Annotated in this window: 24 protein-coding genes; 12 read left to right on the top strand and 12 right to left on the bottom strand. The window is 66.8% G+C overall.

Annotated elements, in window-relative coordinates:
- Window positions 1–39 precede the first annotated feature (39 nt).
- Window positions 40–858, top strand: a complete 819-nt coding sequence (locus LDO14_RS05035) for a pyruvate, water dikinase regulatory protein (RefSeq protein WP_018770551.1) — start codon at window positions 40–42, stop codon at window positions 856–858.
- A 145-nt stretch (window positions 859–1,003) separates the two neighbouring features.
- The gene (gene ppsA / locus LDO14_RS05040; RefSeq protein ID WP_223994050.1) at window positions 1,004–3,424 is read left to right on the top strand and encodes a phosphoenolpyruvate synthase; all 2,421 of its coding nucleotides are present in this window, start codon (window positions 1,004–1,006) and stop codon (window positions 3,422–3,424) included.
- A gap of 82 nt (window positions 3,425–3,506) precedes the next feature.
- On the opposite strand, the gene LDO14_RS05045 is transcribed toward ppsA, so the two are convergent.
- A complete protein-coding gene (locus tag LDO14_RS05045; protein ID WP_018770549.1) occupies window positions 3,507–3,941 on the bottom strand; it encodes a nuclear transport factor 2 family protein in 435 nt (144 codons plus the stop codon).
- A 183-nt stretch (window positions 3,942–4,124) separates the two neighbouring features.
- Between LDO14_RS05045 and LDO14_RS05050 the strand changes: the two genes are divergently transcribed.
- Together LDO14_RS05050 and LDO14_RS05055 are read left to right on the top strand one after the other, a co-directional pair.
- Window positions 4,125–5,174 (top strand): helix-turn-helix transcriptional regulator, encoded by a 1,050-nt coding sequence (locus LDO14_RS05050; RefSeq protein ID WP_223994052.1) that lies wholly within the window; start codon window positions 4,125–4,127, stop codon window positions 5,172–5,174.
- A 90-nt stretch (window positions 5,175–5,264) separates the two neighbouring features.
- Complete coding sequence (locus tag LDO14_RS05055) at window positions 5,265–6,143, top strand: CPBP family intramembrane glutamic endopeptidase (RefSeq protein WP_223994054.1); 879 nt, start codon at window positions 5,265–5,267, stop codon at window positions 6,141–6,143.
- Window positions 6,144–6,167: 24 nt separating this feature from the next.
- Here LDO14_RS05055 and LDO14_RS05060 read toward each other — a convergent pair whose 3' ends face one another.
- From LDO14_RS05060 to LDO14_RS05080, 5 genes are all read right to left on the bottom strand, one after another.
- The gene (locus LDO14_RS05060; RefSeq protein ID WP_223994056.1) at window positions 6,168–6,674 is read right to left on the bottom strand and encodes a DinB family protein; all 507 of its coding nucleotides are present in this window, start codon (window positions 6,672–6,674) and stop codon (window positions 6,168–6,170) included.
- A gap of 35 nt (window positions 6,675–6,709) precedes the next feature.
- Window positions 6,710–7,570, bottom strand: coding sequence for a carbohydrate ABC transporter permease (locus tag LDO14_RS05065; RefSeq protein ID WP_056393234.1), 861 nt, complete (start codon window positions 7,568–7,570; stop codon window positions 6,710–6,712).
- A gap of 27 nt (window positions 7,571–7,597) precedes the next feature.
- Window positions 7,598–8,557, bottom strand: coding sequence for a sugar ABC transporter permease (locus LDO14_RS05070; RefSeq protein ID WP_223994064.1), 960 nt, complete (start codon window positions 8,555–8,557; stop codon window positions 7,598–7,600).
- 61 nt (window positions 8,558–8,618) lie between these two features.
- Complete coding sequence (locus LDO14_RS05075; RefSeq protein WP_056393237.1) at window positions 8,619–9,905, bottom strand: sugar ABC transporter substrate-binding protein; 1,287 nt, start codon at window positions 9,903–9,905, stop codon at window positions 8,619–8,621.
- 39 nt (window positions 9,906–9,944) lie between these two features.
- Complete coding sequence (locus LDO14_RS05080) at window positions 9,945–11,912, bottom strand: beta-L-arabinofuranosidase domain-containing protein (protein WP_223994066.1); 1,968 nt, start codon at window positions 11,910–11,912, stop codon at window positions 9,945–9,947.
- A 206-nt stretch (window positions 11,913–12,118) separates the two neighbouring features.
- On the opposite strand from LDO14_RS05080, the gene LDO14_RS05085 reads away from it, so the two are divergent.
- On the top strand, window positions 12,119–13,135 hold the full coding sequence (locus tag LDO14_RS05085; RefSeq protein WP_026265967.1) for a LacI family DNA-binding transcriptional regulator: 1,017 nt from the start codon (window positions 12,119–12,121) through the stop codon (window positions 13,133–13,135).
- 31 nt (window positions 13,136–13,166) lie between these two features.
- Here LDO14_RS05085 and LDO14_RS05090 read toward each other — a convergent pair whose 3' ends face one another.
- Window positions 13,167–14,057 (bottom strand): potassium channel family protein, encoded by an 891-nt coding sequence (locus LDO14_RS05090; RefSeq protein WP_223994068.1) that lies wholly within the window; start codon window positions 14,055–14,057, stop codon window positions 13,167–13,169.
- Between the two features lie 107 nt (window positions 14,058–14,164).
- Between LDO14_RS05090 and LDO14_RS05095 the strand changes: the two genes are divergently transcribed.
- On the top strand, window positions 14,165–14,665 hold the full coding sequence (locus LDO14_RS05095) for a GNAT family N-acetyltransferase (protein WP_144601507.1): 501 nt from the start codon (window positions 14,165–14,167) through the stop codon (window positions 14,663–14,665).
- Window positions 14,666–14,738: 73 nt separating this feature from the next.
- Here LDO14_RS05095 and LDO14_RS05100 read toward each other — a convergent pair whose 3' ends face one another.
- On the bottom strand, window positions 14,739–16,415 hold the full coding sequence (locus LDO14_RS05100) for an FAD-binding dehydrogenase (RefSeq protein WP_223995132.1): 1,677 nt from the start codon (window positions 16,413–16,415) through the stop codon (window positions 14,739–14,741).
- Window positions 16,416–16,420: 5 nt separating this feature from the next.
- Window positions 16,421–16,909: an SRPBCC domain-containing protein gene (locus tag LDO14_RS05105; RefSeq protein WP_223994070.1), complete on the bottom strand. Its 489-nt coding sequence runs from the start codon at window positions 16,907–16,909 to the stop codon at window positions 16,421–16,423.
- 262 nt (window positions 16,910–17,171) lie between these two features.
- On the opposite strand from LDO14_RS05105, the gene LDO14_RS05110 reads away from it, so the two are divergent.
- On the top strand, window positions 17,172–18,557 hold the full coding sequence (locus tag LDO14_RS05110; protein ID WP_223994072.1) for an OFA family MFS transporter: 1,386 nt from the start codon (window positions 17,172–17,174) through the stop codon (window positions 18,555–18,557).
- A gap of 1 nt (window position 18,558) precedes the next feature.
- Window positions 18,559–18,705 (top strand): hypothetical protein, encoded by a 147-nt coding sequence (locus LDO14_RS05115; protein ID WP_018770535.1) that lies wholly within the window; start codon window positions 18,559–18,561, stop codon window positions 18,703–18,705.
- A 135-nt stretch (window positions 18,706–18,840) separates the two neighbouring features.
- Here the strand turns inward: LDO14_RS05115 and LDO14_RS05120 are convergent, their stop codons facing one another.
- Window positions 18,841–19,272: a DUF2177 family protein gene (locus LDO14_RS05120; protein ID WP_018770534.1), complete on the bottom strand. Its 432-nt coding sequence runs from the start codon at window positions 19,270–19,272 to the stop codon at window positions 18,841–18,843.
- A gap of 215 nt (window positions 19,273–19,487) precedes the next feature.
- Between LDO14_RS05120 and LDO14_RS05125 the strand changes: the two genes are divergently transcribed.
- The 3 genes from LDO14_RS05125 to LDO14_RS05135 all read left to right on the top strand — a co-directional run bounded on the left by LDO14_RS05125 (window position 19,488) and on the right by LDO14_RS05135 (window position 23,598).
- Complete coding sequence (locus tag LDO14_RS05125) at window positions 19,488–20,357, top strand: DUF1295 domain-containing protein (RefSeq protein WP_223994074.1); 870 nt, start codon at window positions 19,488–19,490, stop codon at window positions 20,355–20,357.
- 305 nt (window positions 20,358–20,662) lie between these two features.
- Window positions 20,663–21,745: a hypothetical protein gene (locus LDO14_RS05130; protein WP_018770532.1), complete on the top strand. Its 1,083-nt coding sequence runs from the start codon at window positions 20,663–20,665 to the stop codon at window positions 21,743–21,745.
- Window positions 21,742–23,598: a metallophosphoesterase gene (locus LDO14_RS05135; RefSeq protein ID WP_020608498.1), complete on the top strand. Its 1,857-nt coding sequence runs from the start codon at window positions 21,742–21,744 to the stop codon at window positions 23,596–23,598. The genes LDO14_RS05130 and LDO14_RS05135 overlap by 4 nt, the downstream gene beginning before the upstream one ends.
- A gap of 29 nt (window positions 23,599–23,627) precedes the next feature.
- Here LDO14_RS05135 and LDO14_RS05140 read toward each other — a convergent pair whose 3' ends face one another.
- The gene (locus LDO14_RS05140) at window positions 23,628–24,383 is read right to left on the bottom strand and encodes a YoaK family protein (RefSeq protein WP_051081403.1); all 756 of its coding nucleotides are present in this window, start codon (window positions 24,381–24,383) and stop codon (window positions 23,628–23,630) included.
- Between the two features lie 130 nt (window positions 24,384–24,513).
- Between LDO14_RS05140 and LDO14_RS05145 the strand changes: the two genes are divergently transcribed.
- Complete coding sequence (locus tag LDO14_RS05145) at window positions 24,514–25,350, top strand: DUF1524 domain-containing protein (RefSeq protein ID WP_223994076.1); 837 nt, start codon at window positions 24,514–24,516, stop codon at window positions 25,348–25,350.
- A gap of 8 nt (window positions 25,351–25,358) precedes the next feature.
- On the opposite strand, the gene LDO14_RS05150 is transcribed toward LDO14_RS05145, so the two are convergent.
- A complete protein-coding gene (locus tag LDO14_RS05150) occupies window positions 25,359–25,829 on the bottom strand; it encodes a hypothetical protein (RefSeq protein ID WP_223994078.1) in 471 nt (156 codons plus the stop codon).
- Window positions 25,830–25,915: the final 86 nt, after the last annotated feature.

Genomic DNA, 25,915 nt, shown 5'->3' on the forward strand with positions numbered 1-25,915 from the left:
ACTTTCGGTGCGGAACGCGGCGGCCGCTAAAGTCGTGCCATGACCACTGCTGCTCTACGGCCTGTCTACTTCCTGTCGGACAGTACCGGCATCACCGCGGAAACACTTGGCAATACACTGCTGACGCAGTTCCCGGTGGACAATTTTGACCGCGTCACCATTCCCTTCATCACCACCCCCGACCAGGCGAGGTCCGTGGTCCGCACCATCGACGGCCTGGCTGCCGCCGGGCCCCGGCCCCTCGTGTTTTCCACCGCCGTCAACAGCGAAATACGGCAGATCCTTGGCGGTTGCAACGGTGTGATCGTGGATCTGATCGGCACCCATGTGGGGGTCCTGGAGCAGGCGCTGGGCACCCCTGCCAGCGGTGAGCCGGGCCGGGCGCATGGGTTGGGGAACGCCGCGCGCTACCAGTCCCGGATGGCCGCCGTCGAGTACGCCATGGAGCATGACGACGGGCAGAGCCTGCGTGCGCTGGAGAAGGCCCAGGTCATCCTGGTGGCCCCGTCCCGGTGCGGAAAGACGCCCACCACCATGTACCTGGCGCTGCAGCACGGGATCTTCGCGGCGAACTTCCCGCTGGTGGATGAAGACTTCCAGCGGGACGGGCTGCCCAAGCCGCTGCGGCCTTTCGTGTCGAAGTGTTTCGGCCTGTCCTCCAACCCGCTGCGCCTGAGCCAGATCCGTACCGAACGGCGCCCCAGCTCGCCCTACGCATCCCTGCGGCAGTGCGGTTTTGAGCTGCGCAGCGCCGAGCAGCTGTACGTTTCCCACCGGATCCCGTACCTGAACTCCGCCACCGTCTCCGTGGAGGAAATGGCGGCCACCATCCTGCAGCGGATGAACCTCAAGCACTAGCCGCCATTTCACAAACGTGGCGTAGCGCACATCATGTGGAAAGTGCGCTGCAGACCTGCCACTGTTGACAGGGTTTTTTCTTCCGGCCGGCACTACCGTGACGGCCAGCATTGCTTACGCCACCCACTGCAAAGGAGCAGCAATCATGACGACAGACGTTCTGTGGTTCTCTGAACTTGGACTCAAGGACCTGGACAAGGTGGGCGGCAAGAACGCCTCACTGGGCGAGATGGTGCAGAACCTGACCTCGGCCGGCGTCCAGGTTCCGGACGGCTTCGCCACCACGGCAGACGCCTACCGCCGGTTCCTGTCCGACTCCGGACTGGACCAGAAGATCGCCGATCGCCTGGTGGGGCTGGACACGGATGACGTGACGGCCCTGGCCTCCGCCGGCCAGGAAATCCGCTCCCTGGTCCGGGAAACGCCCTTCCTGCCCGACTTCGAAGCACAGGTCCGCGAGGCGTACCAGCAGCTGGTGGACAAGCATGCCGGCTCCGCGGACCTGTCCTGGGCGGTCCGGTCCAGCGCCACGGCGGAGGACCTGCCCGATGCCTCGTTCGCCGGGCAGCAGGAGACCTTCCTGAACGTCCGCGGGATCGAGAACATCCTGCAGGCCATCAAGGACGTCTTCGCGTCGCTCTACAACGACCGCGCCATCGCCTACCGCGTGCACCACAAGTTCGAACACGCCGACGTGGCACTCTCGGCCGGCATCCAGCGCATGGTGCGCTCCGACGTCGGCGCTTCCGGCGTCATGTTCACCATGGACACCGAGTCCGGCTTCCAGGACGCCGTGTTCGTCACCTCCTCCTACGGGCTGGGTGAAGCCGTGGTGCAGGGTGCGGTGAACCCGGACGAGTTCTACGTGTACAAGCCCGCCCTGGCGGCCGGCCGTCCGGCGATCCTCAAGCGCGGCCTGGGGGAGAAGGCCCTGCAGATGACGTACACCAACAACAGCGAGATCGGCCGCACCATCGACTTCGTGCCGGTGGAGGCTTCGCTGCGCTCGCGCTTCAGCCTGACGGACGACGACGTGGAGCAGCTTGCCCGCCACGCCGTGGCCATTGAGAAGCATTACGGCCGTCCGATGGACATTGAGTGGGGCAAGGACGGGACCGACGGCGGCCTGTACATCCTGCAGGCCCGCCCGGAAACCGTACAGTCCCGCCGGGCCCCGGGCAGCATGAGCCGTTTCCGCCTGAACGCAACCGGCCCGGTCCTGGTGGAAGGCCGGGCCATCGGGCAGCGGATCGGGGCCGGCAAGGTCCGGATCCTCACCGCCATCGACCAGATGGCGTCGTTCCAGACCGGCGACGTGCTGGTGGCGGACATGACCGACCCCGACTGGGAACCGATCATGAAGCGCGCCTCCGCCATCGTCACCAACCGCGGCGGGCGGACCTGCCACGCCGCGATCATCGCCCGCGAACTGGGGATTCCCGCCGTCGTGGGCACCGGCAACGCCACGGACACGCTGTCCGACGGCCAGGAAGTCACCGTGTCCTGCGCCGACGGCGAGACGGGGGCCATCTACGAGGGCCTGCTGGACTTCAGCGTTGAGGAAACCGGCATCACCAACCTGCCCGAGGCGCCGGTGAAGGTCATGATGAACGTGGGCACCCCCGAACAGGCGTTCACCTTCGCGCAGCTGCCCAACCACGGCGTGGGCCTGGCCCGGCTGGAGTTCATCATCAACCGGCAGATCGGCATCCACCCCAAGGCCCTGCTGAACCTGGACAGCCAGCCTGCGGATGTGGCCGCCGAGATCCGGGAACGGATCAGCGCCTACGACAGCCCCCGCGAGTACTACATCAAGCGCCTGGCCGAGGGCGTGGCCACCATCGCCGCCGCCTTTGCGCCGGAACCGGTGATCGTCCGGATGTCCGACTTCAAGTCCAACGAGTACGCCAACCTCATCGGCGGCCCGGCGTACGAGCCGCATGAAGAGAACCCGATGATCGGCTTCCGCGGCGCGTCCCGGTACCTGGAGCCGTCCTTCCGGGACTGCTTCGACCTTGAGTGCGAGGCCCTCTCTTTCGTGCGAAACGAGATGGGGCTGACCAACGTCAAGCTCATGATCCCGTTCGTGCGCACCCTGGACGAGGCGCGGGGCGTCATCGAACTGCTCGCCGAGAACGGGCTGCGCCGCGGCGAAAACGGCCTCGAGGTGATCATGATGTGCGAACTTCCCTCCAACGCACTGCTCGCCGACGAGTTCCTCGAGTACTTCGACGGCTTCTCCATCGGCTCCAACGACATGACCCAGCTGACCCTTGGCCTGGACCGGGACTCGGCGATTGTGGCCAACAGCTTCGATGAGCGGGACCCGGCCGTGAAGAAGCTGCTGAGCATGGCCATCAAGGCCTGCAGGGCCCGCGAAAAGTACGTCGGCATCTGCGGCCAGGGCCCCAGCGACCACCCCGACTTCGCCGAGTGGCTGGTACAGGAAGGCGTCAACTCCGTCTCCCTGAACCCGGACACCGTGGTGGACACCTGGCTTCGGCTCGCGGGGGCCTCAGCTGACGCTTCGGAAGGTGCAGCCGTGGCCGCCGTCGGAGCAGCCTGACCAGAAACGCTTGAGGATTAAAGGGGCGGTTCCGCCACTGCCGACAGGTGGTGACGGAACCGCCTTCACTGGTTGGACGGTTTCACTGGTTGGACGGTTCGGGGAGCAGCCCCAGCTGGCCAAGAAGTTCCATCTGGTCGAAGTAGGCGTGGTGCGCGGTGATCAGGCCTGCCTCCACTTTGGTGATGTCGCAGCTTCGCACCCGGACCTGCTTTCCTGTCGGCGGCAGCGTCCCGCCGGTGGGCAGGTTCAGCTGCCCGGTGTTTGTGCCCACCACGAAGCCCTCCAGGATGGCAACGTCCCCGGCCTCATGAGTGGCCACCTGCTGGTACGTGACGTCCGGCATGGCCTCCCAGAAGTGGAGGAAATAGTTGGTGATCGCCTCGCGGCCGGAAATCTCTCCCTGGTCCGGAGTGCTGATTACGGCGCCTTCGGCGTAGCAGCCTGCCAGCGCATCCCTGTCCTTTGCGTCCATGGCCGTCATCAGCCGGCCCATGACGTCACGTGCCTGTCCCATTGCAGCCTCCATTGTGGTTCCCGGTTTTCCTCTACGGACGGCCCGCTTCGTGCGGCGTCCGTAAAAGGAAAAGTACGACGGCGGAACACACCCCCGCGATCCCCGCACCAGGGGTTTCGGGGCGCCTGGAAAACCACCCATTTGGGGGATTGCCGGCCTGCCTGCCGGGCGGATACTGGAGGTATGTGGGAGGAGCGCGCGGAGCGTGCCCGGCGGGACATCGCCGCCATGGCCGCCGGCGGGATGGACCTGCCTGACCTCTATACCTCGGCGCTGGCCGTGGTGCAGCGGGAGGTGCCGTTCGAGCAAGGGTGCTGGGCCGCCGTCGACCCCGCCTCCATGGTGATGACCTCCGTTACCAACTGGCTGCCGTGGCCGGTGGGTGGGCGCCAGTTCGAGGAGTATTTCCTCCGCTTTGCCCAGTCCGAATACACAGGCCGGGAACCCAACACCTTCGCCGAGCTGCTGCGCCGGCCCCGCCCCATCGCGAGGATTTCGGATGCGCCGCACCGTGAGGTGGTCCGCAGCGTCCGGATCAACGACCTGATCAAGCCGCTGGGCTTCGAGCATGAGTTGCGGGCCGCGTTCCGCGTGGACGACTTGTGCTGGGGCGTGGGGAGCATCTTCCGGGAAGGCGGCAGCGACTTCACCGACCGGGAGGTGGAATTCCTGGGCGCGGTGACTGCCACGCTCGCGTCGGCCACCAGGGCCGCCGTCCGCGTGGCGCACCCGGCGGGACCGGCCGCCGTCGGGCCTGTCATTGTCCTGGCCGGGCTGCACGGCGACCTCCGCGCGGCCACGCCGGCCGCCGCCTCCTGGCTTGCCCAGGTGGAGGACGCTGCGCCCGGGCGCTTCAGCCAGACGCTCTATTCGGTGGTGGCGCAGGCGCATGCGGCGGCAACCGGGACGGCGCGGGCCAGGATGCGCGACGCCGGGAACAATTGGGTGGTGCTGCAGGCCAGCAGCCTCATCACCGGCGATGATCCCGAACAGATGGTGGTCACCGTGGAACCGGCAACCACCCACGACCTCGTGGCCCTGCTGCTGATGGCGTACGGCGTGACCGCCCGGGAACGGGATGTCTGCCTGGAGGTGCTGGCCGGAAGTTCGACGGCGGAGATCGCCCGGCACCTGTTCATCTCGCCGCACACGGTGCACGACCACTTGAAGTCGCTCTTTGAAAAGGTGGGCGTCGGCAGCCGCGGCGAGCTGGTGGCCAGGCTCGTGGCCTGACCGGCAGTCTGTTTTAACGGGTCCGAGGACTCTGTGTCCGGGGGCGCCCGCCCTGGAAGCTGGAGGTACAGCCGGCAACCGGAGGATCCCATGCATGCCTTGGCGGAATCGGTGCGCACGCACCCGCTGTGGTGGTACTACGTTGTTACCTTCCTCTTGTCGTGGGGCGCCATTGTGCTCGCGGTGTGGGCGGTCACGGGTGGCCTGTCGCCTACGCCGGAGCAGTTCCAGCTCACCATCCCCGTAACCGTGCCGGCGATGCTGCTCGGACCAGCGTTGGCCAGCCTGGTGCTTACCGGAGTTGTATCGGGACGGGCAGGCTACCGGGACCTCTGGGCGAGGCTGCTGAGATGGCGTGTGGGCGGGCGCTGGTATTTGGTCCTGCTGGTGGCGCCGGTCTGTTTGGCCGCGTTCGTGCTGGTGCTCTGGCTGGCGTCCCCGGATTACGCGCCTCGGATCGCCACGGCTACAGATAAGGGCGGCACCATCCTCACTGGACTGGCCATCGGGCTGGCGGCGGGATTTCTCGAGGAAATCGGTTGGACCGGCTTCGCCATCCCCAAGGCGAGGCAGCGCTTCAGTGTTCTGTGGACGGGAATCCTGGTGGGGGTGCTGTGGGGTGCGTGGCACTTCTTCGTGAATTATTGGGGTGGGGGCGGGACCAATGGCGGGGTGCCCCTGGGAATCTTCCTGTCGCTGTGGCTGGTGGCCGTCCTCGTCGGCCAGCTTACGGCGTACCGGGTGCTCATGGTGTGGGTTTACGACCATACAGGCAGCATGCTTCTGGCAGCGCTGATGCACGTCAGCCTCGCGGCGTTCCAGTACATCCTCAACCCGCTGACACCTGGCATTCCGCAGCAGGTCTATCCCTGGGGCCAGGCGGCCGCCATGTGGCTGCTGGTTGCTGCCGTGGCCCTTGCCCGCCGGGGGGACCTCACAAAACAAAGAACGACGACGGCGCCGGCCTGAGCGCTGCGCGGCCGAGGCAGCATCTCAGTCCGCGCCCTTGCCGGCCAGGATCTGTTCGCGCAGGATGTCCGCGTGGCCGCAGTGCTGGGCGAGTTCCCGCAGCATGTGCAGGTACAACCAGCGCAGCGGGAGCGGTCCCCGCCGGTTGCCGGTCACGACGTCGTCGAGGCCCAGAGGGGCGGCAGCAGCCCGGGACGCGGCGCACGCGTCCCGGTGGGCTTTCCGGACGGAGTCGATGGTGTCACCGTCGTCCAGGATGAACGACTCGTCAGGAGTGGCGGGGATGCCGATCTCGCTGCGGGGACGGCCGGTGAAGGCTTCGTCGAACCAGACCTTCTCCACGAAGGTGGCGTGCTTCACCAGCCCCAGCAGTGTGGTGCGGGAGGGAACCAGCCGACGCCGGACCTGCTCCTCGGTCAGCCCGTTTAGGCACCCGTTGAGCGCGGCCCGGTGCTCATCCAGGAAGAACTCGAACTGGACACGCGCAGGTTCGTTGATGACGTCGTCCATCGAGTGGGAGTGGGAAGCCATAAGCAGACCCTAGCAAGCCGGAAAGGGAACGCGGCTTACTTCATCGCCCCCGTAAGCATGCCTCCCACGTAGTACTTCTGGAGCAGGACATAGATAACGATGCATGGGACGATCGTCACCGCGACGCCCGCCTGCAGTGCCCCCCAGTCCAGGGTCCCGAAAGTGCCGCTGGAGAGCACGTTCAAGGCCACCGGAAGGGTGTACTTGGACTGGTCTGTCATGAGGATCAGCGCGGCGAAGAACTCGTTCCACGAGGCGAAAAAGGTGAACAGCGCGGTGCTGATCACCCCCGGAATGGCCACCGGGAGCAGCACCCGGACCATGGCACGCAGCACGCTGCACCCGTCCACCAGGGCAGCTTCCTCAATGCTCGCCGGCAGCGCTGCGAAGGAATTCCTCATCAGGAAGATACCGAATGGCAGGTTAAAGGTGGTGTACACCAGCATGAGGCCCAGGAGGTTGTTGGTCAGGCCGATCTGGTGCAGCACCAGGTACAGCGGAGTGATGACCGCCTGGAAAGGGATCATGAAGGTGGCGAGGGTAGCGAAAAACAGCAGGTTGCTGCCGCGGAAGCGCAGTTTGGCAAAGCCGTAGCCGGCCAGCGTGCTCAATACGATCGTCAGGAGCGTTGCGCCAACTGAGACGAGGACGCTGTTGCCCAACTGCTGGACGAAGCCCGCACCGCCGTTCTCGTTGCCGAATAGCTTCGCGAAGTTCCCCCACGAGAAGGAACCCGGGAAAAGCGTGGGCGGCGCGGCAGCAGCCTCGGCAGGGGACTTGATCGACTGTGAGAGAACTACCCAGAACGGGTAGAGGAACAGGGCCGCGAGGCTGAGGTTGATAATCCACCAGGCCGTGCGCGGCACCGGGCGGAGTCTGGATTGCAGTGAAGTCATGGAGGGGTCCGTTTCCGATGGATTGGACTAGTTGTGGTCCGAGTTGCGGAGGATGAGCATCTGGATGGCGCTGACGACCGCGAGCACGATCATCAGCAGGGCAGAGAGCGCAGCGCCATAGCCGAGCTGGAAACCCTGGAAGGACACCCGGTAGATGTGGTACACCGCGGTGATGGTCTGGTTCGCCGGGCCGCCGCTGGTCATGATGTAGAACTGGTCGAAGGCCAGCAGTGAGCCGGCTACCGAAAAGACGAGCACCAGCGCGAGGGTGGGCCGCAGCAGCGGCAGGATGATGTAGCGGAACACCTGTGTTCGGCTTGCACCATCGATCCTGGCCGCTTCCTCGAGCTCCACGGGGATGGACTGCAAGCCCGAGTTCAGCAGCAGCATCTGCATGCCGGCAACCTTCCAGACCACCATGGCGCACACGATGCCCAGCGCTCCGGCGAAGCTTCCGAACCAGTTGTCCGAGTGCGAGGCCAGCCCGCCGCGGGTAAGCAGGTCCAGCAGGGGCCCGATGTTGGGCTGGGCCATGAAGAGCCACAGGTAACCGGCGGCGGCGAAGCCGACCACCACCGGCAGGAAATAGATGGACTGGAAGATTCTGGAAGCTTTGCCCGGACGCCGGATCAGGAGCGCCAGCGCGATCCCGATGACCAGCAGCAGGGGAGTCATGATCACGGTGTAGAGGAGGGTGAACCCGGCTGCCCGCAGGAAGTCCTGGTCCTGGAACGCCGTCGCGTAGTTGCCCAGGCCGATGAAGCTGATCTTGCCCAGCAGCGGCCAGCGGTTCAGGGACATCCACAGCATCAGGACCACGGGCAGGAAGAAGAAGACGGTGAGGAGGATCAGCGCGGGGGCGACCACCAACGCGCCGAGCCTGCTGCGCGAGGTGGTGAGGGTCCGCCGGCTCCGTGGCGGACGTAGGGGCGCCGTTGGGCGTTGGGGCTTGCCGGGGCGCGTTGTCAGGGTGGTGTGGTGTGCCAAAGTAGGTCTCCTTGAGGACGAGGCGGGTGCTGCCGCGGGTCCGCGGCAGCACCCGTGGATGTCAGGGTCCGGTCTGGATGATCTGCTGGGCGGCCTGCTGCGCCTTTTGCTGCGCGGCCTGGATGTCGCCGCCGAAGACGGCCTCGTTGATCATGGTTGCCCATGGTCCGTTGTTGTCATTGAACAGCTTGTTTTCCACGACGCTGTACGGCGTCTTGCCGGTCTCCAGCGCCTTGCTGAAGATCTCGTTGCGCGGGTCTGCCGAGGCGTAGACGCTCTTTACGAGGTCAGTCCTGACCGGGACGATGGAGTTCTTCGCCAGCAGGGTCTGGGCCTCGTCGCCGGTGGCCCACTTTACGAAGTCCCATGCGGCAGGCTTGTTCTTTGACCCGGTGGTGACCGCGATGTTGTCGCCGCCCGCGAAGGAAGCTGAGCCGCCGTTCTCTCCCGGGATGGGGGCGATGCCGTAGTCAACCTTCTTGTCCGTGTTCAGCGTCTGCGTGAAGAAGGCGCCGAGCACCACCATGCCCACTTTTCCAGCCTGGAACAGGGCCGGCTGGGCGGTGCCCGAGTCGGTCTTCGCCGCCTCCGGCATCACGCCGGCGTCGTGCATCTGCTTGTAGAACGTCAGCGCCTTGGTGACCTCGGGAGAGTCCAGTTTCGCGGTCTTGCCGTCGTCGGAGAGTACGTCGCCGCCGCTGGCCCAGACGCTGGGGGTGAACTCGAAGATATTGCAGCCGCCGCACTGGCCGGCCATCGTGAAGCCGTAGGTGTCGGGGCCCAGGGCGCGGATCTTCTTGGCGGCGTTGAGGATCTCCTCGTAGTTTGCCGGCGGTTTGGCAGGGTCAAGGCCGGCCTTCTGGAAGAGATCCTTGTTGTAGAACAGCACGGATGCTTCGGCCGTGAAGGGCAGGGCGTAGGTCTTGTCCTCCCACGTGGAGAGGCGCGCGTGCGACGGGCTGAGCTTGTCCTTGTACGGCAGTTTCGAGGCGTCGTCGGTGATGTCCTGGAGGACCCCGGTGGAGGCGAAGTAGGGCAGGTAGACCAGGTCGATGGAAGCCACGTCCGGGCCCGACCCGCCAGCGGTTGCCGTGCCGAATTTCTGCACGAAGTTTCCGCTGGGCACGATGGTGACCTGGACCTGCGCCTTGTGGGACTTGTTGTACGCGTCCGCGAGCAGATCCATGAACCCCTTCTGTGAATCGCGGGCCCACAGCGTGATGGTCCCGCTCGGCTCCCCGGAGGAGGCCTGCAGGGAGTCGGAGCCGGAGGAACTGCCACAACCGGTGGCCGTGAGGGTGAGGGATGCCGCCAGCGCCAGTGCTGCAGCGAGTTTTGTGCGTTTCATATGCCGTTTCCTCTTCATAGGGATGGGTGGGAGGTGCAACTAGGCGAGGGGGATCCAGACCCGCATGGCGGCCGGCCCACGGTTGGCCCAGCGGAAATACGGGATGGCAGTCAGTTCGACGGGCCGCTGTTCCGCGGCTTCCGTTCCGGAGGTGCGGTAGAGCGCCTGCTCCGACTGGGGACGGGCGACGCCTGCGGCTTTGAGCACGGTGCGCACCCCGGGGATGCCCTCCGCCGCTGCAATTTCCACCGGCGCGGCCGCGTCGACCGCAAGGTCTTCCAGCACGACGCCGTCCGCCTGGTCATGCTGCTCGAGGCAGTAGACCACGGGCCCACGGACCAGGGCGACCGTGCCGCGCACAGCATCGACGCGGGGATGAGCGCTAACAATTTGGACAGGCATCGGCAGTGTCAGCAAGACGATGGTGCTCCCTTCCCAGTCGCGGCTGAGCCGGAGGTAGCCGGATGCATCAGTCACTGCCTCGATGGGCTTTCCGCCGATGGTCACCTCCGGGTCCTTGCACCACGAAGGGATGCGCACGGAGAGCGTCCACTCGCCGGCAGGAGCCGTGACCTCGATGCTGGCCTTTTCGTCCCAGGGATATTCGGTGGTTGTGGCAACAGTTACTTCGCCGCCGAAAGGTTCACCTGAGGCGCGGATCTCACCGTCGTGCAGCAGCTGGAGCTGAAGGCCGGACTCATCCTGCGTGGCTACGTAATGGTGCAGGGATGCCACGAGGCGTGCGAGGTTCGGCGGGCAGCAGGCGCATGCATACCAGGACAGGCGTTCCGACGGCGCGTCCTCGGTGGAGCCGTCATGGCCGGTGCGCAGTTGCAGCGGGTTGGAGTAGAAGAAGCTGTTGCCTTCAACGGAGGTGGAAGCGGCGATGCCGTTGTAGAGGGCCCGCTCCATCTCGTCGGCGTATTTGCTGTTGCCGGTTGCCAGCAGCAGCCGCCAGCTGAAGTGCAGGCTCGCGATGGAGGCACACGTTTCGGCGTAGGCGCGGTCCGGCGGCAGCTCGAAGGCGTCGCCGAATGCCTCGTCCCGGTGCCGGGATCCGAGCGCCCCGGTGAGGTAGGCCTTTTGGGTGAAAATGTTCTCCCACAGCGATTCCGCGGCCTCCAGCAGGGATGCGTCCCCGTTTTCGAGGTAGGCATCGGCCACTCCGGTGGAAAGGTAGACCTGGCGCACTGCGTGACCTGTTGCCTCGTGGGCCGCCTTGCGGATGGGAAGGTGGTCCTGGAAATACTGGCGGCCGAACCTGTCGTCGGGGAGGATGCCGTGCCCGCGCAGTTCCAGCTGCCGGACGGCCGTTTCAAGGTAGCGCTTGTCTCCGGTCAGGCGGTAGAGCTCCACCAATGCGGTTTCCACTTCCGGGTGCCCGTCGATCTTTTCGGCGCCGCCGGGGCCGAAGTTCTCCACGATGCAGTCGGCGACGCGGCGGGCCACCTCGACGACGGCTCCGTTGCCTGTGGTGCGGGCCACGGCAACTGCCGCCTGCAGCAGGTGGCCGGCGGTGTACAGCTCGTGGCTCCACTGCAGCTTGTCCCAGCGCTTCCCGGGCTCAACGCCCTGGACCCAGGTGTTCAGGTAGCCGTCCGGCTCCTGCACCTTGGCCAGCAGCTCGCCCATGGACGCCACATACTCTTCCCACCGCGGATCCGCCTGCCTGCCGGCCTCCCAGCCCACAGCCTCCAGCGTCTTGTACAGGTCCGAGTCCTGGAACCAGAATCCGCGGAACGCCGCGTCGCTCTCGCCGCCCAGCCGCCGGAAGTTGTCGAGGGCGCCGCTGGATTCCAGATTGTCGATGCAATGCGGAATGGTGGAGGTCCGGTTGAGCTCCTGCCAGCTGCCCAGATGTCCCTCTGGGCGCAGCTGCACGGAATCGAAGGCCAGCGGGCGCAGCGCGTAGTGTCCGGACGTCGTCGCCCCGACGGGCCCCGCTGCGGTCCCGCCGCCGGTACCCTGCCCTGCGGACGGTGCTGGACTGTGGTGAACAGATGTCATCAATGACCTCTTCCAAAGTGTGAATCGGAGGGAGACGGGACAGAATCCGGAAAAGCCGGAAACGGAAAATCAGGAAATCGTCTTCCGAGGCCCAACCCTAAGTGACCTGCGTCTCACCTGTCAACGGCTTCTGCTAGGCTTTATGCGGGCGGAAAAGCGACTTTTCGGCTCTATGAGGAATTGGTCCGGCGGTGAAAGGGGGACTTGTGACGGAAAATAGTTTCCGTTCTTCCGGCATCGCGGCTGTAGCCGCGCGGGCGGGAGTATCGACCGGAACGGTGTCAAAGGCGCTGAACGGGACGGGCCAACTGCGGGAATCGACCCGGCTGCGGGTACGCGCCGCCGCGGAGGAGGTGGGCTGGCTGCCGAACGGTGCCGCCCGGAGCATCCGCAGTGGCAGGACCTACACCGTGGGGGTTATCACCACCGACAGTTATGGACGCTTCAGCATCCCCATCCTGCGCGGCGTCGAGGACGCCCTGGGCCTGGGCGAGATGCTTTGCTTCCTTTGTGACAGCAGGGATGATCCCATCCGGGAACAGCACTACGTGCGTACATTGCTGGCGCGGCAGGTGGACGGAATCATCGTCGTGGGCCGCAAAGTGGATCCGCGGCCGCCGCTCGGTGAAAACCTGCCAGTGCCGGTAGTCTATGCGTTCGCGCCGTCGAAGGACCCGGGGGACTGCTCCGTCACGGGGGACGAGCGGGGTGGTGCCCGCCGTGCCGTTGACCACCTCGTTAAGACCGGGCGACGCCGGATTGCCCATATCACGGGCTTGGAAAACCACGCGTCGGCGGTCCTGCGGGCGGACGGTTTCCTCGCTGCAATGGCCGACCAGGGACTGGAGCCGGTAGGGGATGTCTGGTACGGCAGTTGGACGGAGGAATGGGGCCACAACGGGGTCCGCGCGCTGTTGGCCAGCCACTCCGACGTCGATGCGATTTTCTGCGGCAGCGACCAGATCGCACGTGGCGCCGCCTACGAACTTGAGCGGCATGGCTTGTCGATCCCCGACGACGTGGCACTGATCGGCGTGGACAACTGGTCCCCGTTCACCGATGGGTACAGACCGCATCTGTCCAGCATTGACCTGAACCTCTCCACTATTGGCAGGCGGGCGGGTGAGGCCCTGCTGTCAGCGCTCGACGGCATACCCCTTCCGGGCGTACATATCGTGGATTGTGACCTTATCGTCCGTGAGTCCTCCGGTCCGCGGGGGTGACCCGCCGGCAAACGGTTGGCAGCGCCTGCGGCTATGGCCGCGGTTCCGGGGGCCGCCGGTGCCTGTGGGGGAGCTCGTAGTGGTCGAACACATCGGAGGACGTGCTTCCCACGTGGCCGAACTTCCCGCGCAGCACTTCGGCCAGGTCGTCCAGCGCCGCGTAGAGCATCCGCCCGGCAAACCGGAGTTCGGGGTTGTCGCTGCCCTGCGCATCCGAGGCCAGGTGGTGGGCGTAGGCGATGGTGGCGGGAAGGGAACCCCGTTGCTCCACCTCATGGAAGTAATAGGTCTCGTGGAAGGACAGGAGATCGATGCTCACGGACGCCACGTTCTCCGCCATGGATTCCAGCAGTCCTGCTGCATGCCGTGCATCAAGTGAGGCGATGCCGGACGGACCCGCCGCTTCCCGGAACAGGTTCAACTGGTGGGCGAGTGCGCGCCGGCGGCTCAGCGCCGGGTAGGTCTGCAGGATCCACGAGACCGTGGCGGTCAGCAGGCCGAAACCGGCCACGGCCTGGAACGCCATCACCAGCCGCAGCAGCGGGTGCGTGGCCACGATCTCACCGAATCCAGCGGTGGAGAGGGCCACCAGCGAGATGTACAGGGCCTCCGCAAAGTCGGCCTGCCGGGGCACGTCGGCCGAGTAGGTGAACCCGTTCGACAAATGCGGGAGGTACAGCAGGGCCCAGCCCACGGCAGCCAGCGCCGCCCACGCAGCGATGACAGCCGCCATGGCCAGCGGGGCTGCGATGGAGGACGCCCCGCCCCTGAGTCTCCTGGACAGCAGCCAGAACCCGCGCATGATGGTCCTGCCCACCGGGCCCGAGCCGTGCGGGTACAGCAGGGTATGGAAGACGTCGGCGACCATCAGCAGAATCAGCGCGGCACCAATCACCGTCAGGAGCGCGTCCTCGAAGTTCATGCCTCATCTTAAGTGCGCGGGCTGCCCAGCCGGGGACCGGACAAGGCATAGAGGTTCGACGGCGGAACACGGCGTGGGAGCGAGGGGCCACTGGTTAGGCTGGCGCCATGGACTTTCGACTTCGCCAAGCGACACCGGAGGACGCCGAGGCGGTGGTGCTCATGCAGACTCTGGCCCATGAGGAGTGCTACCCGCATCTGCTCTCTGCGGAATTCTTCCGCCGCCGCAGGGCCAGCATCCCCGAGCGGGTGGAACGCCGGCGGCCATTCCTGGCCACTGACGAGCCACGGATCCTCGCGCTGGACGCCGACAATGACCTGGTGGGCTTCGCGGACGCCGGCCCGGGGCGCGACGACGACGGTCCCGAAGCCGTGGAGCTCTACTCGATCTACACCCTCCGGCGGACCTACGGAACGGGCCTTGGGGCAGCCCTGGTGAGCGCCGCCGTCGGCTCCGGCCCGGCCTACCTCTGGGTGGTGGAGAACAATCCCCGCGCCCTGGCCTTCTACCTGAAGCAGGGGTTCCGGCCGGACGGCAGGCGCAACACGCTTCCACCCGAGTGGGAGGGGCTGCCGGAGTTCCGGTTGGTCCGGCGCAGCAGCCAATAGTGTTCGACGGCGGCCCGTGGCCTGAGTGCAGCGCCCGCCTGAGTGCAGCGCGGGGCTTTAGTGCGGAGTCAGTTCATAGCGCCCGGGCGAGCGCCCGGCCGGCTGTCAGGCCGGTGAAGAGACAGCCGCCCAGGAAGGTGCCTTCCAGCGCGTTGTAGCCGTGGGCGCCGCCGCCGCCGAACCCCGCTGCCTCGCCGGCGGCGTACAGCCCGGGAATGGGTGAGCCGTCCTGTCCGAGGGCCTGGCCGTCAAGGTTGGTCTGGATCCCGCCCAGCGTCTTCCGCGTGACAACGTGCAGCCGGACGGCGATCAGAGGGCCCGCGGCGGGGTCCAGGATCCGGTGCGGCTTGACGGTACGGAAGAGGCGGTCGCCCAGGTACCGGCGGCTGTTGCGGATACCCGCCACCTGGACATCCTTGGAGAAGGGGTTCCTGATCTCGGCGTCCCGCTCCTCGATCTGCCGCCTTATCAGCGCATGGTCCAGCAGCGGCTGCTCAGTCAGCCCGTTCATTCCGCGGACCAGGTCCGCCAGGTTGTCCGCCACCACAAAGTCCGCGCCGTGCTCCTTGAACGCCTCGATGGGACCGGACGCGCCGCGGCCCAGCCGGGTCTTCAGCAGCAGCTTGAGGTCCCGGTTGGTGATGTCCGGGTTCTGCTCGGAGCCGGAGAGGGCAAACTCCTTTTCGATGATGCGTTGGTTGAGGATGAACCAGGAATGGTCGTGCTGCTGGAGCTCCGGCGTTGTCCGGAGGAGGCGGAGGGTGCCCAGGGTGTCGTAGCCGGGCAGGCCGGGGGAGGGAAGGCGCCTGCCCAGGGCATCGAACCAGAGGGACGACGGGCCGGGCAGGATCCGGATGGCATGGTCCGGCCAGATGGGGTTCCAGTTCTGGATCCCTTCGGTGTAGTGCCACATCCGGTCACGGTTCACCAGCCGCACCCCGGCCCCGTCTGCGATGTCCAGCATCCGTCCGTCGACGTGCTGCGGCACGCCTGTGACCATTTTCCGCGGCGGCGTCCCCAGCCGCGCAGGCCACCAGCGCCGAACCTGCCCGTGGTTGCCGCCGATTCCGCCGGACGCGATCACCACGGCCTGGGCCCGGAGTTCGAAATCGGCAACAACATCCCGGTTTGAGGACACCCCGCGCGGGGAATCATCAGGCGCCAGCACCGCGCCCCGCACCCCGGTGACCGTGCCGCCGTCGAACGTTAAACCGTCCACCCGGTGCCGGAAGAAGAACCTGGCGCTGCCCGCCCCGGAGGCCGCCCGCGCCTTGTCCGCGAACGGCTCCGAAACCCCGGTGCCGGTCCCCCACGGGACGTGGAAGCGGGGGACCGAATTGCCGTGGCCGCCGGCCCTGCCGTCGCCGCGCTCGGCCCAGCCCACCAGCGGGGTGAACCGGATGCCCTGTTCCTGCAGCCACGCGCGCTTCTCACCGGCGGCGAACTCCACATAGGCACGGCCCCACTGCTGCGCCCACTCGTCCTCGGGGTGCGGGCCGGAAAGCCGGTCCCACCGGGCGGAACCCTGCCAGTCCTGCCACGCCAGGTCGAAGGAATCCTTCACGCCCAGGCGCCGCTGCATGGGGGTGTCCACCAGGAAGAGCCCGCCGAGGGACCAGAAGGCCTGCCCGCCCAGGTTGGCCGGGTTTTCCTGGTCCACGATGGCCACCCGCCTGCCCGCACGGACCAGCTCATTGCTGGCCACCAGCCCGGCCAGGCCACCGCCGATGATGATGACGTCCGCGTCCAGGCCTGTCACCGGGCGTTGTCCCGGCCGCCGGCGGCACCGGAGCGGCCGGCGCTCCCGGCGGCACGAGCCAGCTTTTCGAACGAATCGCTCCACCCGTTCCGGTGCAGTTCCAGCCGCTCCTCCGTGAGGAACGGTCCCTGCGAGAGCACGACGCGGGTTCCGGCTCCGGTGCCGGCGAGGGAGAGGTCCACGACGGTCTCGGTGTCGTCCGGCGCCGGTTCCTCCCAGGCGAAGGTGTAGACCAGGCGCCAGGGCGGATCGATCTCCAGGAACTCTCCTGAGAGGTGGAACGGTTCGCCCTCCGGCGGGGCCATGCGGAACCGGTAGCGGCCGCCCGCCACCAGGTTGATGTCCACTTCGGGGATGCTGAAGCCGTGCGGGCCCCACCACTCGGCAAGCCGGGCAGGTTCCGTCAGCAGCAGGAACGTTGTCTCCGGCGGGGACGGGACCGTGCACTCCAGGTTCAGGACCAGCGCGGCTGGTTGCTCACTCATCGTCCCACTCTGCCATCCGCCGCGGCGGGCGGAAAGCAAGGCGCTGCGTGTGCGTGCCCGATGGGCGGTGCAGGGCTGACAGGGGAGTGCCTCAGCCAACCAAGCCGCTCGCCGCGCAATTCCTGCCGCTCGGCGCGCCAATAGTACGTTTGCTGATGATTTGCATGATGATAGCCCAAGGCAAAGGGCCCGGGTTCAACAAGGCCTTTCGCCTCTGGATCGATCAGACATCGACGTCATCGACAAGCAAAGGGAATCAACCATGGGCTTCCTGGACCGTGACCACTCCATCGCCCCGCCGGGCTTCAACCGCTGGCTGGTCCCGCCCGCGGCGCTCGCCGTCCATCTGTGCATCGGCCAGGCTTACGCCACCAGCGTGTACAAGACGGCGCTGGTCAAGCACTTCGGGGCCAGCCTGACCGAGATCGGCGTCATCTTCTCCATCGCCATCGTGATGCTGGGCCTTTCCGCCGCTGTCATGGGCACCTGGGTGGACACCAACGGCCCGCGCAAGGCGATGTTCACCTCCGCGATGTTCTGGGCGGGTGGCTTCCTGATCGGCTCGGTGGGTATCTTCACCCACCAGCTGTGGCTCGTCTACCTGGGGTACGGCTTCGTGGGCGGCATCGGCCTGGGCATCGGCTACATCTCGCCGGTGTCCACATTGATCAAGTGGTTCCCGGACCGCCCCGGCCTGGCTACCGGCATGGCGATCATGGGCTTCGGCGGCGGCGCGCTGATCGCCAGCCCCGTGTCCCAGGCCCTGCTGAAGGCGTACGATCCGAACTCCGGCGCCCAGGGCTGGGTGGCCAGCGGCGATGCCGTGGGCAAGCTCTTCCTGACGCTCGCCGTCGTCTATCTTGCCTACATGCTGTTCGGCGCCTTCACCGTCCGGGTGCCCGCCGACGGGTGGCGGCCCGCAGGGTTCGACCCCGCCAAGGTCAAGGCGGCCAAGCTCGTCACCACGGAGAACGTGTCGGCGAAGAACGCCATCAAGACCCGGCAGTTCTGGCTGGTATGGGTAGCGCTGTTCTGCAACGTCACGGCCGGCATCGGCATCCTGGAGCAGGCGGCGCCCATGATCCAGGACTTCTTCCGGCAGTCCGACGGAAAGTCCCTGGTCAGTGCGAGCGTTGCTGCGGGCTTTGTAGGGCTGCTGTCCATCGGCAACATGTCGGGCCGCTTCGCCTGGTCCGCCACCTCCGACGTCACGGGGCGCAAGCGCATCTACATCGTGTACCTGGGCGTGGGTGCCGTGCTGTATACGGTGCTGGCGTTGGCCGGATCCACCGCCACCGCCCTTTACGTGGTGCTTGCCTTCGTCATCATCTCCTTCTACGGCGGCGGGTTTGCTACCGTCCCGGCGTACCTGCGGGACCTCTTCGGGACGTACCAGGTAGGCGCCATCCACGGCCGGCTGCTCACCGCCTGGTCCGCGGCCGGGGTGGCCGGGCCGCTGATCGTCAACAGCATCCTGGACGCACAGGGCAAGCCCGGGCAGCTGAATGCCGCGTCCTACCAGCCCGCGCTGCTGACCATGGTGGCCCTGCTGGTCATCGGGTTCGTGGCTAACCTGCTGGTCAAGCCCGTCGACGCACGGTTCCACGAACGCCGCCCCGAGCGGCACGAATCTTCCCTGGAGGCATGAAATGAGCAGCACAGCACACAACCACGGCGCGCACCAGCCGGTCCGCCGGTCCACCGGCAGGCTGGTACTGGCTTGGGTTTTGGTGGGGATCCCGCTGGCCTTTGGGGTCTTCCAAACGCTGACCCAGGTGGCGGCGCTGTTCGGATAGCCGCCCGGGCTGGGCCAGCGTTGGGCCGTGCGTCACAGTGGCCCAGTTTCGGTCGGCAAGCGACGGCAGCCGCCCGCGATACTCAGGGTTTCACCATGAAAACTGGGCCACTCTGGGCGCGCATCACGCCAGGCGTCAGGCCGTGGCAGGGTTGGCGAGCCGGCTGCGCAGCACCGTTGCCGTCAGCCACGTGACCACGCTGCAGGCCGCGGCTCCCCACAGGATGTCCGTCACGGCCACCAGGGCAGTGAAATCCTTCAGCACAGCGAACCCGGTCAGCGCCCATGTGGCGTAGGTGAAGAACCCAAAGAGGGCAGCGCCGCCCACCCGCTGCCGCAGGCTGATGCCGGGGGTGTTGGGCCGGACGCCGTAGTGCACCATCCCCGCCACGAAGATGACATAGAAGAGGACAGCGCCGGGCAGATTGGCCCTGGGCGCCAGCAGGTGGCCGATCTGGCTCTGGTACAGCGGGTTGGCCACCAGCAGGATCCACACCACATCCAGCACCGCGAATATCAGTGCGCTGACAACGTACGTGATCAGCCAGTTCCTGGTGCGGGGGCCCATGCTTTGACTCCTTGTGTCGGTGACGGTTGCAGAAGCTGTTCGGCGCCGTGGCAAGGGATGGACTGGTCAAACGCGCGAGCCACCCATACAAGCCCCCCGCCGCTCCGAAGACCAAGTGGCAGGCGCCGTGCGTTGTGGAGAATGAAGGTGGCCGCATGATCGTTGGGACCGGCCGTGCAGCAGAGCGCGGCGGGCCAGGGGAAAGGAACGTGTCCGTGAACGAAAAGAGCCGCAAGGCACTCATCAGCACCGTAATTGCCGTGGTGGTGGCGGTGCTCATTGCCCTGGCCGGCAGCCAGGGCGGCTCCCGGATTGGCGGGTTCCCGGTGTTCGCGCTGGGGGTTGCCATCGCGTTCGTGATCCAGTGGCTGGTGTTCATCCCTTCCTACAGGGCGCAGACGGAAAAGTTCTACGACCTTACCGGCGCCCTGACCTACATCTCCATCACGGTGTTCCTGGTCCTGGCCTCCCCGGGCGTGGACGCTCGGGGCATGGTGCTGGCGGCCATGGTGGTGCTGTGGGCCGCGCGGCTGGGCAGTTTCCTGTTTATGCGGATCAGCAAGCACGGCAAGGACGACCGCTTCGATGAGCTCAAGCCGGACTTCTTCCGTTTCCTGAACACCTGGACCATCCAGGGCCTGTGGGTGGTACTCACCGCGGCGCTGGCCTGGGTGGCCATCACGTCCGACCAGAAGGTGGGCCTGGACGGGTTCTTCTGGGTGGGCCTGCTGGTATGGGCCGCAGGGATCGCCATCGAGACCGTGGCTGACCTCCAGAAGACCCGCTTCAAGGACGACCCCGCCAACAAGGGCCGCTTCATCAGCACCGGACTGTGGTCCAGGTCCCGGCACCCCAACTACTTCGGCGAGATCACGCTCTGGGTGGGCGTGGCCATCATCGCCCTGCCCGTCCTGCAGGGCTGGCAGTGGGCGGCCCTAATCTCCCCGGTTTTCGTGGCCCTGCTGCTGATCAAGGGCAGCGGCGTGCCGCCCCTGGAGAAGAAGGCGGACCAGAAGTGGGGCGGCCAGGCGGACTATGAGGAGTACAAGAAGAACACGCCCGTGCTGGTCCCCAAGCTCAAATAGGGGCTTTGGGCAGGACGTACGACGGCGGCACCCGGGCTGGGTGCCGCCGTCGCGGCTTGGAAGGGCGGTTCGGTCCAAGCAAGTAGCCCCTAACCTCCGATCCGAGTACCCCCTTACCCGTGCCCGGCGGCGGGTGGCAACGTAGTCTCGAAAGACAGTGCGGTTATGCAGAGGCCTCTTGCGCTGCACGTTGCTGGGGACGTGGGGTTCTACTCCGGGGAGCGACATTGTCAAAGCATAGGAATTTCAACAGGGGTCTACCGGGCAGCGGAGGCAGGCCTCCCTGGCTCAACAGGCCGAAGGACATGAAACCCGGGGCGGTGCTGACGGCGCTCCTGCTTGCGGCCGAGGGCGGCATGGTCATGGTGCCGGTTGCCGCGACAGCCGCTGGCGCGCAATTGCCCGCTGCCACAAACTGTTCGGCCACCCTGCTCCCGGGCATCGGCGGCCAGGGCAGCAACGCAGTGGCGTCGAGCAGCAACGGCCTGGTGGTAGGCCTCGCCGATACTGCCTCCGGAGGATCCGCGCCGGTGCTCTGGCGCGATGGCCAGCCCACCCAGTTGGCGATTCCACTCGATGCCGCAGTCCCCACCTCCGTAAACAAGGACGGAGTAGTCGTCGGCACGGGATATGACACGGCCAATGAGGTCCTGGTCGGCTGGTGGTGGCAGAACGGTGTCTATCACACCCTTCCCGTCAACCCGGGTGACATCGCGCTCCCGTCGATGGTCTCGGACAGCGGCGTCGTGGTCGGCGCGCTGATCAACGACGAGGAGCACTCGGACGGCCCGGGCGCCGATGACGACGAGCGTCCCGCTGTCTGGTCCACGCTGACCACGGCACCCCGGGCGCTCACCCTGCCCGCCGGTGCACAAGGTGGGCATGCTTTCGCGATCGGTCCGGACGGCACGATCGGCGGGGTGGCCCTCGACAGCGGCGGCACGCCGGTCCTGTGGTCGCCGGCCGGTACCCCGACTTCCCTTCCAACCCTTAGCGGGCGCGGCGGTGTGGTCCTTGCCATCGACTCGGCCGGGCAGGCGATCGGCCAGAGCGCCGTCAATGAGGGAACCCACGCTGCCACCTGGGACAAGTCCGGCTCCGTCAGCGATGCAGGCGCGGCAGCCGGCCCCTCCTCGAGTGCGGCATCGGGCGTTCCGGGCATCGCGGTGGGAACCGGCAGTTCGTCGTCCTTCCGCGGGGACCGCCCCCAAGCGGTGATGTGGATCGGCAAGAGCGCACGGATCCTGCCGCCAGGCTCTGACGGCCAGTTCACCGGAGTGTCCGGGGCGGCTACGTCGGCCTCACGGCAGGCCGGCCCCACCGTTATCACCGGGTACTCCGCCGCAGCCAACGGGCTGCGCCGCGCTACTGTTTGGAGCTGCAAGTGAACGCCCGCAGGCGCATGCGCCACCCACTGCGCTTGGCGCTGGCAGTCCTTCTCGGCACTGCCCTCGTCCTTGCGAATGTCTCCTTCCTTGCCACATCGTGGAACCCGCAGGCCACCGCGGCCACCACCGTGAGCCTGGGGTTCGCCGGTGACACCGGCGGCAACACGAACACCGGCAAGGTGATCGATGCGGCACGCAACGCCGGGACCTCCGCCATGTTCAACCTCGGCGACCTGTCCTACTCCCAGATCACCCCGGAGTCTGCCTGGTGTTCATTCGTCAAGCAGCATGCCGGGACCATGCCCTATGAGTTCATCACCGGGAACCACGAGGACGACGGGCCCGACGGCGTCTGGTCCAACTTCGCCTCGTGCCTGCCGGACAAGCTCGGCGCGGTGGGAAATTACGCCCAGCAGTTCTACACGGACTATCCGGCAACCAGCCCCCTGGTCCGGCTGATCATGGTGTCCCCGAAGCTGACGTACAGCGGAAGCGGCCTTGACTGGTCCTACAAGTCCGGGACGCAGGGCTACAAATTCGTGACGTCGGCCATCGACTCGGCCCGTGCTGCCGGGATCCCCTTCATCATCGTTGGCATGCACATGTACTGCCTGTCGATGGTGAACTACCCCTGTGCCGCCAGTCCTGACCTGATGAACATGCTGGTGTCCAAGAAGGTGGATCTGTACCTGCAGGCCCACGACCATGCCTACGCTCGCAGCTACCCGCTGGCGCTCAAGGGCAGCTGCACGTCCATCCCCGTCACCAGCTTCAATCCCGACTGTGTGGCCGACACCGATCCGACGGGGCAGTTCGCCGCCGGTACCGGGACCATCCTGGCCACAGTTGGTTCGGGCGGCAGGTCGCTCAACAGTGAGAGCAACACGACGACGGCTCCGTACTTCCAGCGGTTCATGGGCAGCAACAACAATCCAACGTATGGCTTCCTGAAGGTGTCGGTGACCAGCACCACCCTGAGCGGGTCATTCGTCGGCGCCTCGGGCGGGACGTTCACCGACAATTTCTCGGTCACCCGGCCGGCCCCTTCACCAAGCCCGACGCCAACAGCTACAGCTACAGCGACTGCTACGGCCACGCCAACGCCTACCCCGACACCAACCGCAACTGACACGGCAACGGCAACGCCGACGCCCACGACGACGATGCCCCCGGCGACAGCCGTCTCGGTCCGGTCGACGGCCACGGGATCGGGTGAACTGACGGCGGCCGGGTCCTATACGCCCTCCCTGCCGGCAGGCTGGCAGCCTGGCGACACGGTATTCCTGTACTCGCAGGTAACCGTGTCCGGGTCCGCGAACACCACCGCTCCGGCGGGGTGGACGCGGGCAGTGGGCGATTTCACCAGCGCCAGCTCCGCCTCGGCGCACCAGGCAGTCTGGTACCGGGTGATGCAGGCCGGTGATACCGCGCCGAGCGTGCCTGAGCCCGCCTCCCGGTATGCCTGGTCCACTGTTGCCGTCCAGGGCGCAAACACCACAACGCCGCTGGACGTCACGCCCACCACGGACACCAACAGCGGGGTGGCCTACCCGGATGTCCGGGCGCCGTCCATCACGCCGGCAACGCCGGGGTCGCTGTTGTTGACCGCCCACGGTGTCAGGAACGGCACCAACTCGGCCACCACGTCCTTCACGCCACCGGCAGGGACCACCGAGCTGGGTGATGCCACCTCCAATATCGCGGCCAAGTCGAACGCGGCCATTGAGGTCAACGCCCTTCCGCTGACCGATACGTCCGCCACCGGCACGAAGGCCGCCACGGCATCCTCAAGCCTGGGCACGCTCATCAACCAGTGCGGCTCGGCCATCGTGGTGCGGCCGGCGGGTCCGTGAGCGGGAGCCAATGATGATGCAGCGGAAGCCTACGTAGCCGTCTCCGGAGGGCTTTCGACGGCGGCACCCGGCCCGGGTGCCGCCGTCGCCGTGTCTGCGCCGTACTTGTGCACGCCTGTCCGGCCCAGCAGGGCGACGCCGAGGGTGAGGAGTGCGGTCAGCAGGACCCCGAGCCCCAGGTGGAGCTGCACGAACCCGGCGCCCACCGCTGCGCCGGCCATGATGAGCCCGATCGCCGCGAGCCGCCGTCCCCAGAACGGGTGCGTGCCGGCGCCAAAGCGGGAGTCGGCCGCCAGGCCCGTGATGGTGGAAGTGACCACCACGGTGGGGACATCCTTGACATTGAGGTGCCGCGCGGTGGCGGCCTGCACACCCATGGTCACCGCCAGGGTGCCGGTGATGGCAACGGTCAGGGCTTCATTGTGCCTGGGGTGCACGCCGCTGAGGAGGAGGGTGGCCACAACAGCCATCACAGCGCTGACGCCCACCAGCAGCCCGGTGGTGCGGCGGTTCCACCCTGACGTGGTGGGCCGCAGCGCCCGGCCGGAGATGACGGCGCCGGTCATGAATCCCGTGAGCGCCACGATGGGGCCAAGGATCGGGAGGTTGTCCCCGCCCAGCAGCGCCATGCCCAGGATCACCACGTTGCCGGTCATGTTCGCCGTGAACACCCGGTCCAGGCCCAGATAACCGACGGCGTCGAGCACCCCGGTGGAAAACGTGAGGACCAGCATGAGCACCAGGTGCAGCCTGGCCGGATGGGCGGGGAGGAAGCGGGCGGGCATGCGCATACCTTTCGGCAGTCCTGGTGGCGGGACGCGGATTGTGCCCAGCAGGGGCGACTGTTCCAGTATGCGCCGGAGCCTTGCCGGCCGGGGAAACGCGGGAAGAGGGAGCAGCCGCAGCTTCACGTCCTTGCCCGAACCAATGCCCGCGCCAGGCACGCGCTGGACGGCCGCCGTCGTCCTTTCCGCGTTGTTGGCGCTCTTCACTCCAGGCCTGCCGGCGGTTGCTGCCGACGGCAGCACGGTCGCCGTCAATGCAGCCGATGTGCTGGAGACCCTCCCGGTCAAGGGCCGGGCGCCGAAGACGGGGTACGAGCGGTCGCTGTTCGGGCCAACGTGGGCGGACGTGGACCAGAACGGCTGCGATACCCGGAACGACATCCTGCGGCGGGACCTGACCGAGGTCACCTACACCACCAGCGTCCCCTGCACGGTCAAGACCGGAGTGCTGGCGGACCCGTACACCGGAACGGTCATCAACTTCGTCCGCGGCACCACCACCAGCAGCGCCGTGCAGATCGACCACGTGGTGGCGCTCAGTGACGCCTGGCAGAAGGGCGCGCGGCAGCTGACCACCGAGCAGCGGACGGCGTTCGCGAATGATCCGCTGAACCTGCAGGCAACGGACGGCCCCACCAACCAGCAAAAGGGCGACGGCGACGCGGCCACCTGGTTGCCGCCGGCCAAGGCCTTCCGATGTGAGTATGTGGCACGGCAGGTGTCGGTGAAGGCGCGGTACAGCCTGTGGGTGACGCAGGCGGAGCACGACGCGATGGCCGGCGTCCTGGGAAGCTGCCCCGGCCAGCCCGCACCGGCGACTGTGGCGCCGGCCGCCGCTACGACTGTTGTGTACTACGCGAACTGCGCCGAGGCGGTGGCTGCCGGAGCCGCGCCGCTGTATGCCGGCTCTGCCGGCTACCGGGCCGGGCTGGACGGCGACGGCGACGGGGTGGCCTGCGAAGGGTAGCCGCGGGCTTAGCGCCCGGGGAAGGGAGCGGGCCCCGTTTCCGGTGGCCTGCCGTTTTGCATACCGGCCCCCGCAATGAGCGCGCCGGCAACCAGGAGGACCAGCGGCGTCTGGAAGACAGAGCCCAGGATGGACAGCCCTGAATCCGCGATGGGCCTGGACGCCGCGACGAGGCATGCCACGTCCATCGCCAGGGCCACCACATAGCCGGCGACGAAACAGACCACCGCCGCGCGAGGCCTGTAGTTCCTGGTGGCGGCCCGCACCGCGGCGTCGTAGACCCGGTACTTGAGTCCGATGAAAAGGGGAGTGAACGTCAGGATGTTCAGGACATCCACTTCTTCCGGAAATTTGAAGAGAGGAACGTTTGCGTTGCCGTGGTAGACGCCGTCGGAGAAGAACCACAGGGCGCCCACGTGGATCAAAATCAGCAGGACCGAGACCAGTCCGTACCGCAGCCACGCCCCGCGCCTGGTCATTCCCATCGCCATGGACCAGTATGGCATCGGCCGTAAAGGGATTTTCAAGGAATCTGCGGCAAACTTGAGACTGCTCCCACGAACGA

It is taken from the genome of Arthrobacter sp. NicSoilB11 (genome assembly GCF_019977375.1).
Taxonomy (GTDB): domain Bacteria; phylum Actinomycetota; class Actinomycetes; order Actinomycetales; family Micrococcaceae; genus Arthrobacter.

Excerpts from the sequence above, each read along its gene's own strand:
- LDO14_RS05095 (WP_144601507.1), top strand. The coding sequence starts at position 14,165 with ATGGACTTTCGACTTCGCCAAGCGACACCGGAGGACGCCGAGGCGGTG.
- LDO14_RS05110 (WP_223994072.1), top strand. The coding sequence starts at position 17,172 with ATGGGCTTCCTGGACCGTGACCACTCCATCGCCCCGCCGGGCTTCAAC.
- LDO14_RS05090 (WP_223994068.1), bottom strand. The coding sequence starts at position 14,057 with ATGAACTTCGAGGACGCGCTCCTGACGGTGATTGGTGCCGCGCTGATT.
- LDO14_RS05105 (WP_223994070.1), bottom strand. The coding sequence starts at position 16,909 with ATGAGTGAGCAACCAGCCGCGCTGGTCCTGAACCTGGAGTGCACGGTC.
- LDO14_RS05055 (WP_223994054.1), top strand. The coding sequence starts at position 5,265 with ATGCATGCCTTGGCGGAATCGGTGCGCACGCACCCGCTGTGGTGGTAC.
- LDO14_RS05065 (WP_056393234.1), bottom strand. The coding sequence starts at position 7,570 with ATGACTTCACTGCAATCCAGACTCCGCCCGGTGCCGCGCACGGCCTGG.
- LDO14_RS05080 (WP_223994066.1), bottom strand. The coding sequence starts at position 11,912 with ATGACATCTGTTCACCACAGTCCAGCACCGTCCGCAGGGCAGGGTACC.
- LDO14_RS05120 (WP_018770534.1), bottom strand. The coding sequence starts at position 19,272 with ATGGGCCCCCGCACCAGGAACTGGCTGATCACGTACGTTGTCAGCGCA.
- LDO14_RS05140 (WP_051081403.1), bottom strand. The coding sequence starts at position 24,383 with ATGCCCGCCCGCTTCCTCCCCGCCCATCCGGCCAGGCTGCACCTGGTG.
- LDO14_RS05075 (WP_056393237.1), bottom strand. The coding sequence starts at position 9,905 with ATGAAACGCACAAAACTCGCTGCAGCACTGGCGCTGGCGGCATCCCTC.
- LDO14_RS05035 (WP_018770551.1), top strand. The coding sequence starts at position 40 with ATGACCACTGCTGCTCTACGGCCTGTCTACTTCCTGTCGGACAGTACC.
- LDO14_RS05060 (WP_223994056.1), bottom strand. The coding sequence starts at position 6,674 with ATGGCTTCCCACTCCCACTCGATGGACGACGTCATCAACGAACCTGCG.
- LDO14_RS05045 (WP_018770549.1), bottom strand. The coding sequence starts at position 3,941 with ATGGGACAGGCACGTGACGTCATGGGCCGGCTGATGACGGCCATGGAC.
- LDO14_RS05130 (WP_018770532.1), top strand. The coding sequence starts at position 20,663 with ATGAAACCCGGGGCGGTGCTGACGGCGCTCCTGCTTGCGGCCGAGGGC.
- LDO14_RS05150 (WP_223994078.1), bottom strand. The coding sequence starts at position 25,829 with ATGACCAGGCGCGGGGCGTGGCTGCGGTACGGACTGGTCTCGGTCCTG.
- LDO14_RS05115 (WP_018770535.1), top strand. The coding sequence starts at position 18,559 with ATGAGCAGCACAGCACACAACCACGGCGCGCACCAGCCGGTCCGCCGG.
- LDO14_RS05050 (WP_223994052.1), top strand. The coding sequence starts at position 4,125 with ATGTGGGAGGAGCGCGCGGAGCGTGCCCGGCGGGACATCGCCGCCATG.
- ppsA (WP_223994050.1), top strand. The coding sequence starts at position 1,004 with ATGACGACAGACGTTCTGTGGTTCTCTGAACTTGGACTCAAGGACCTG.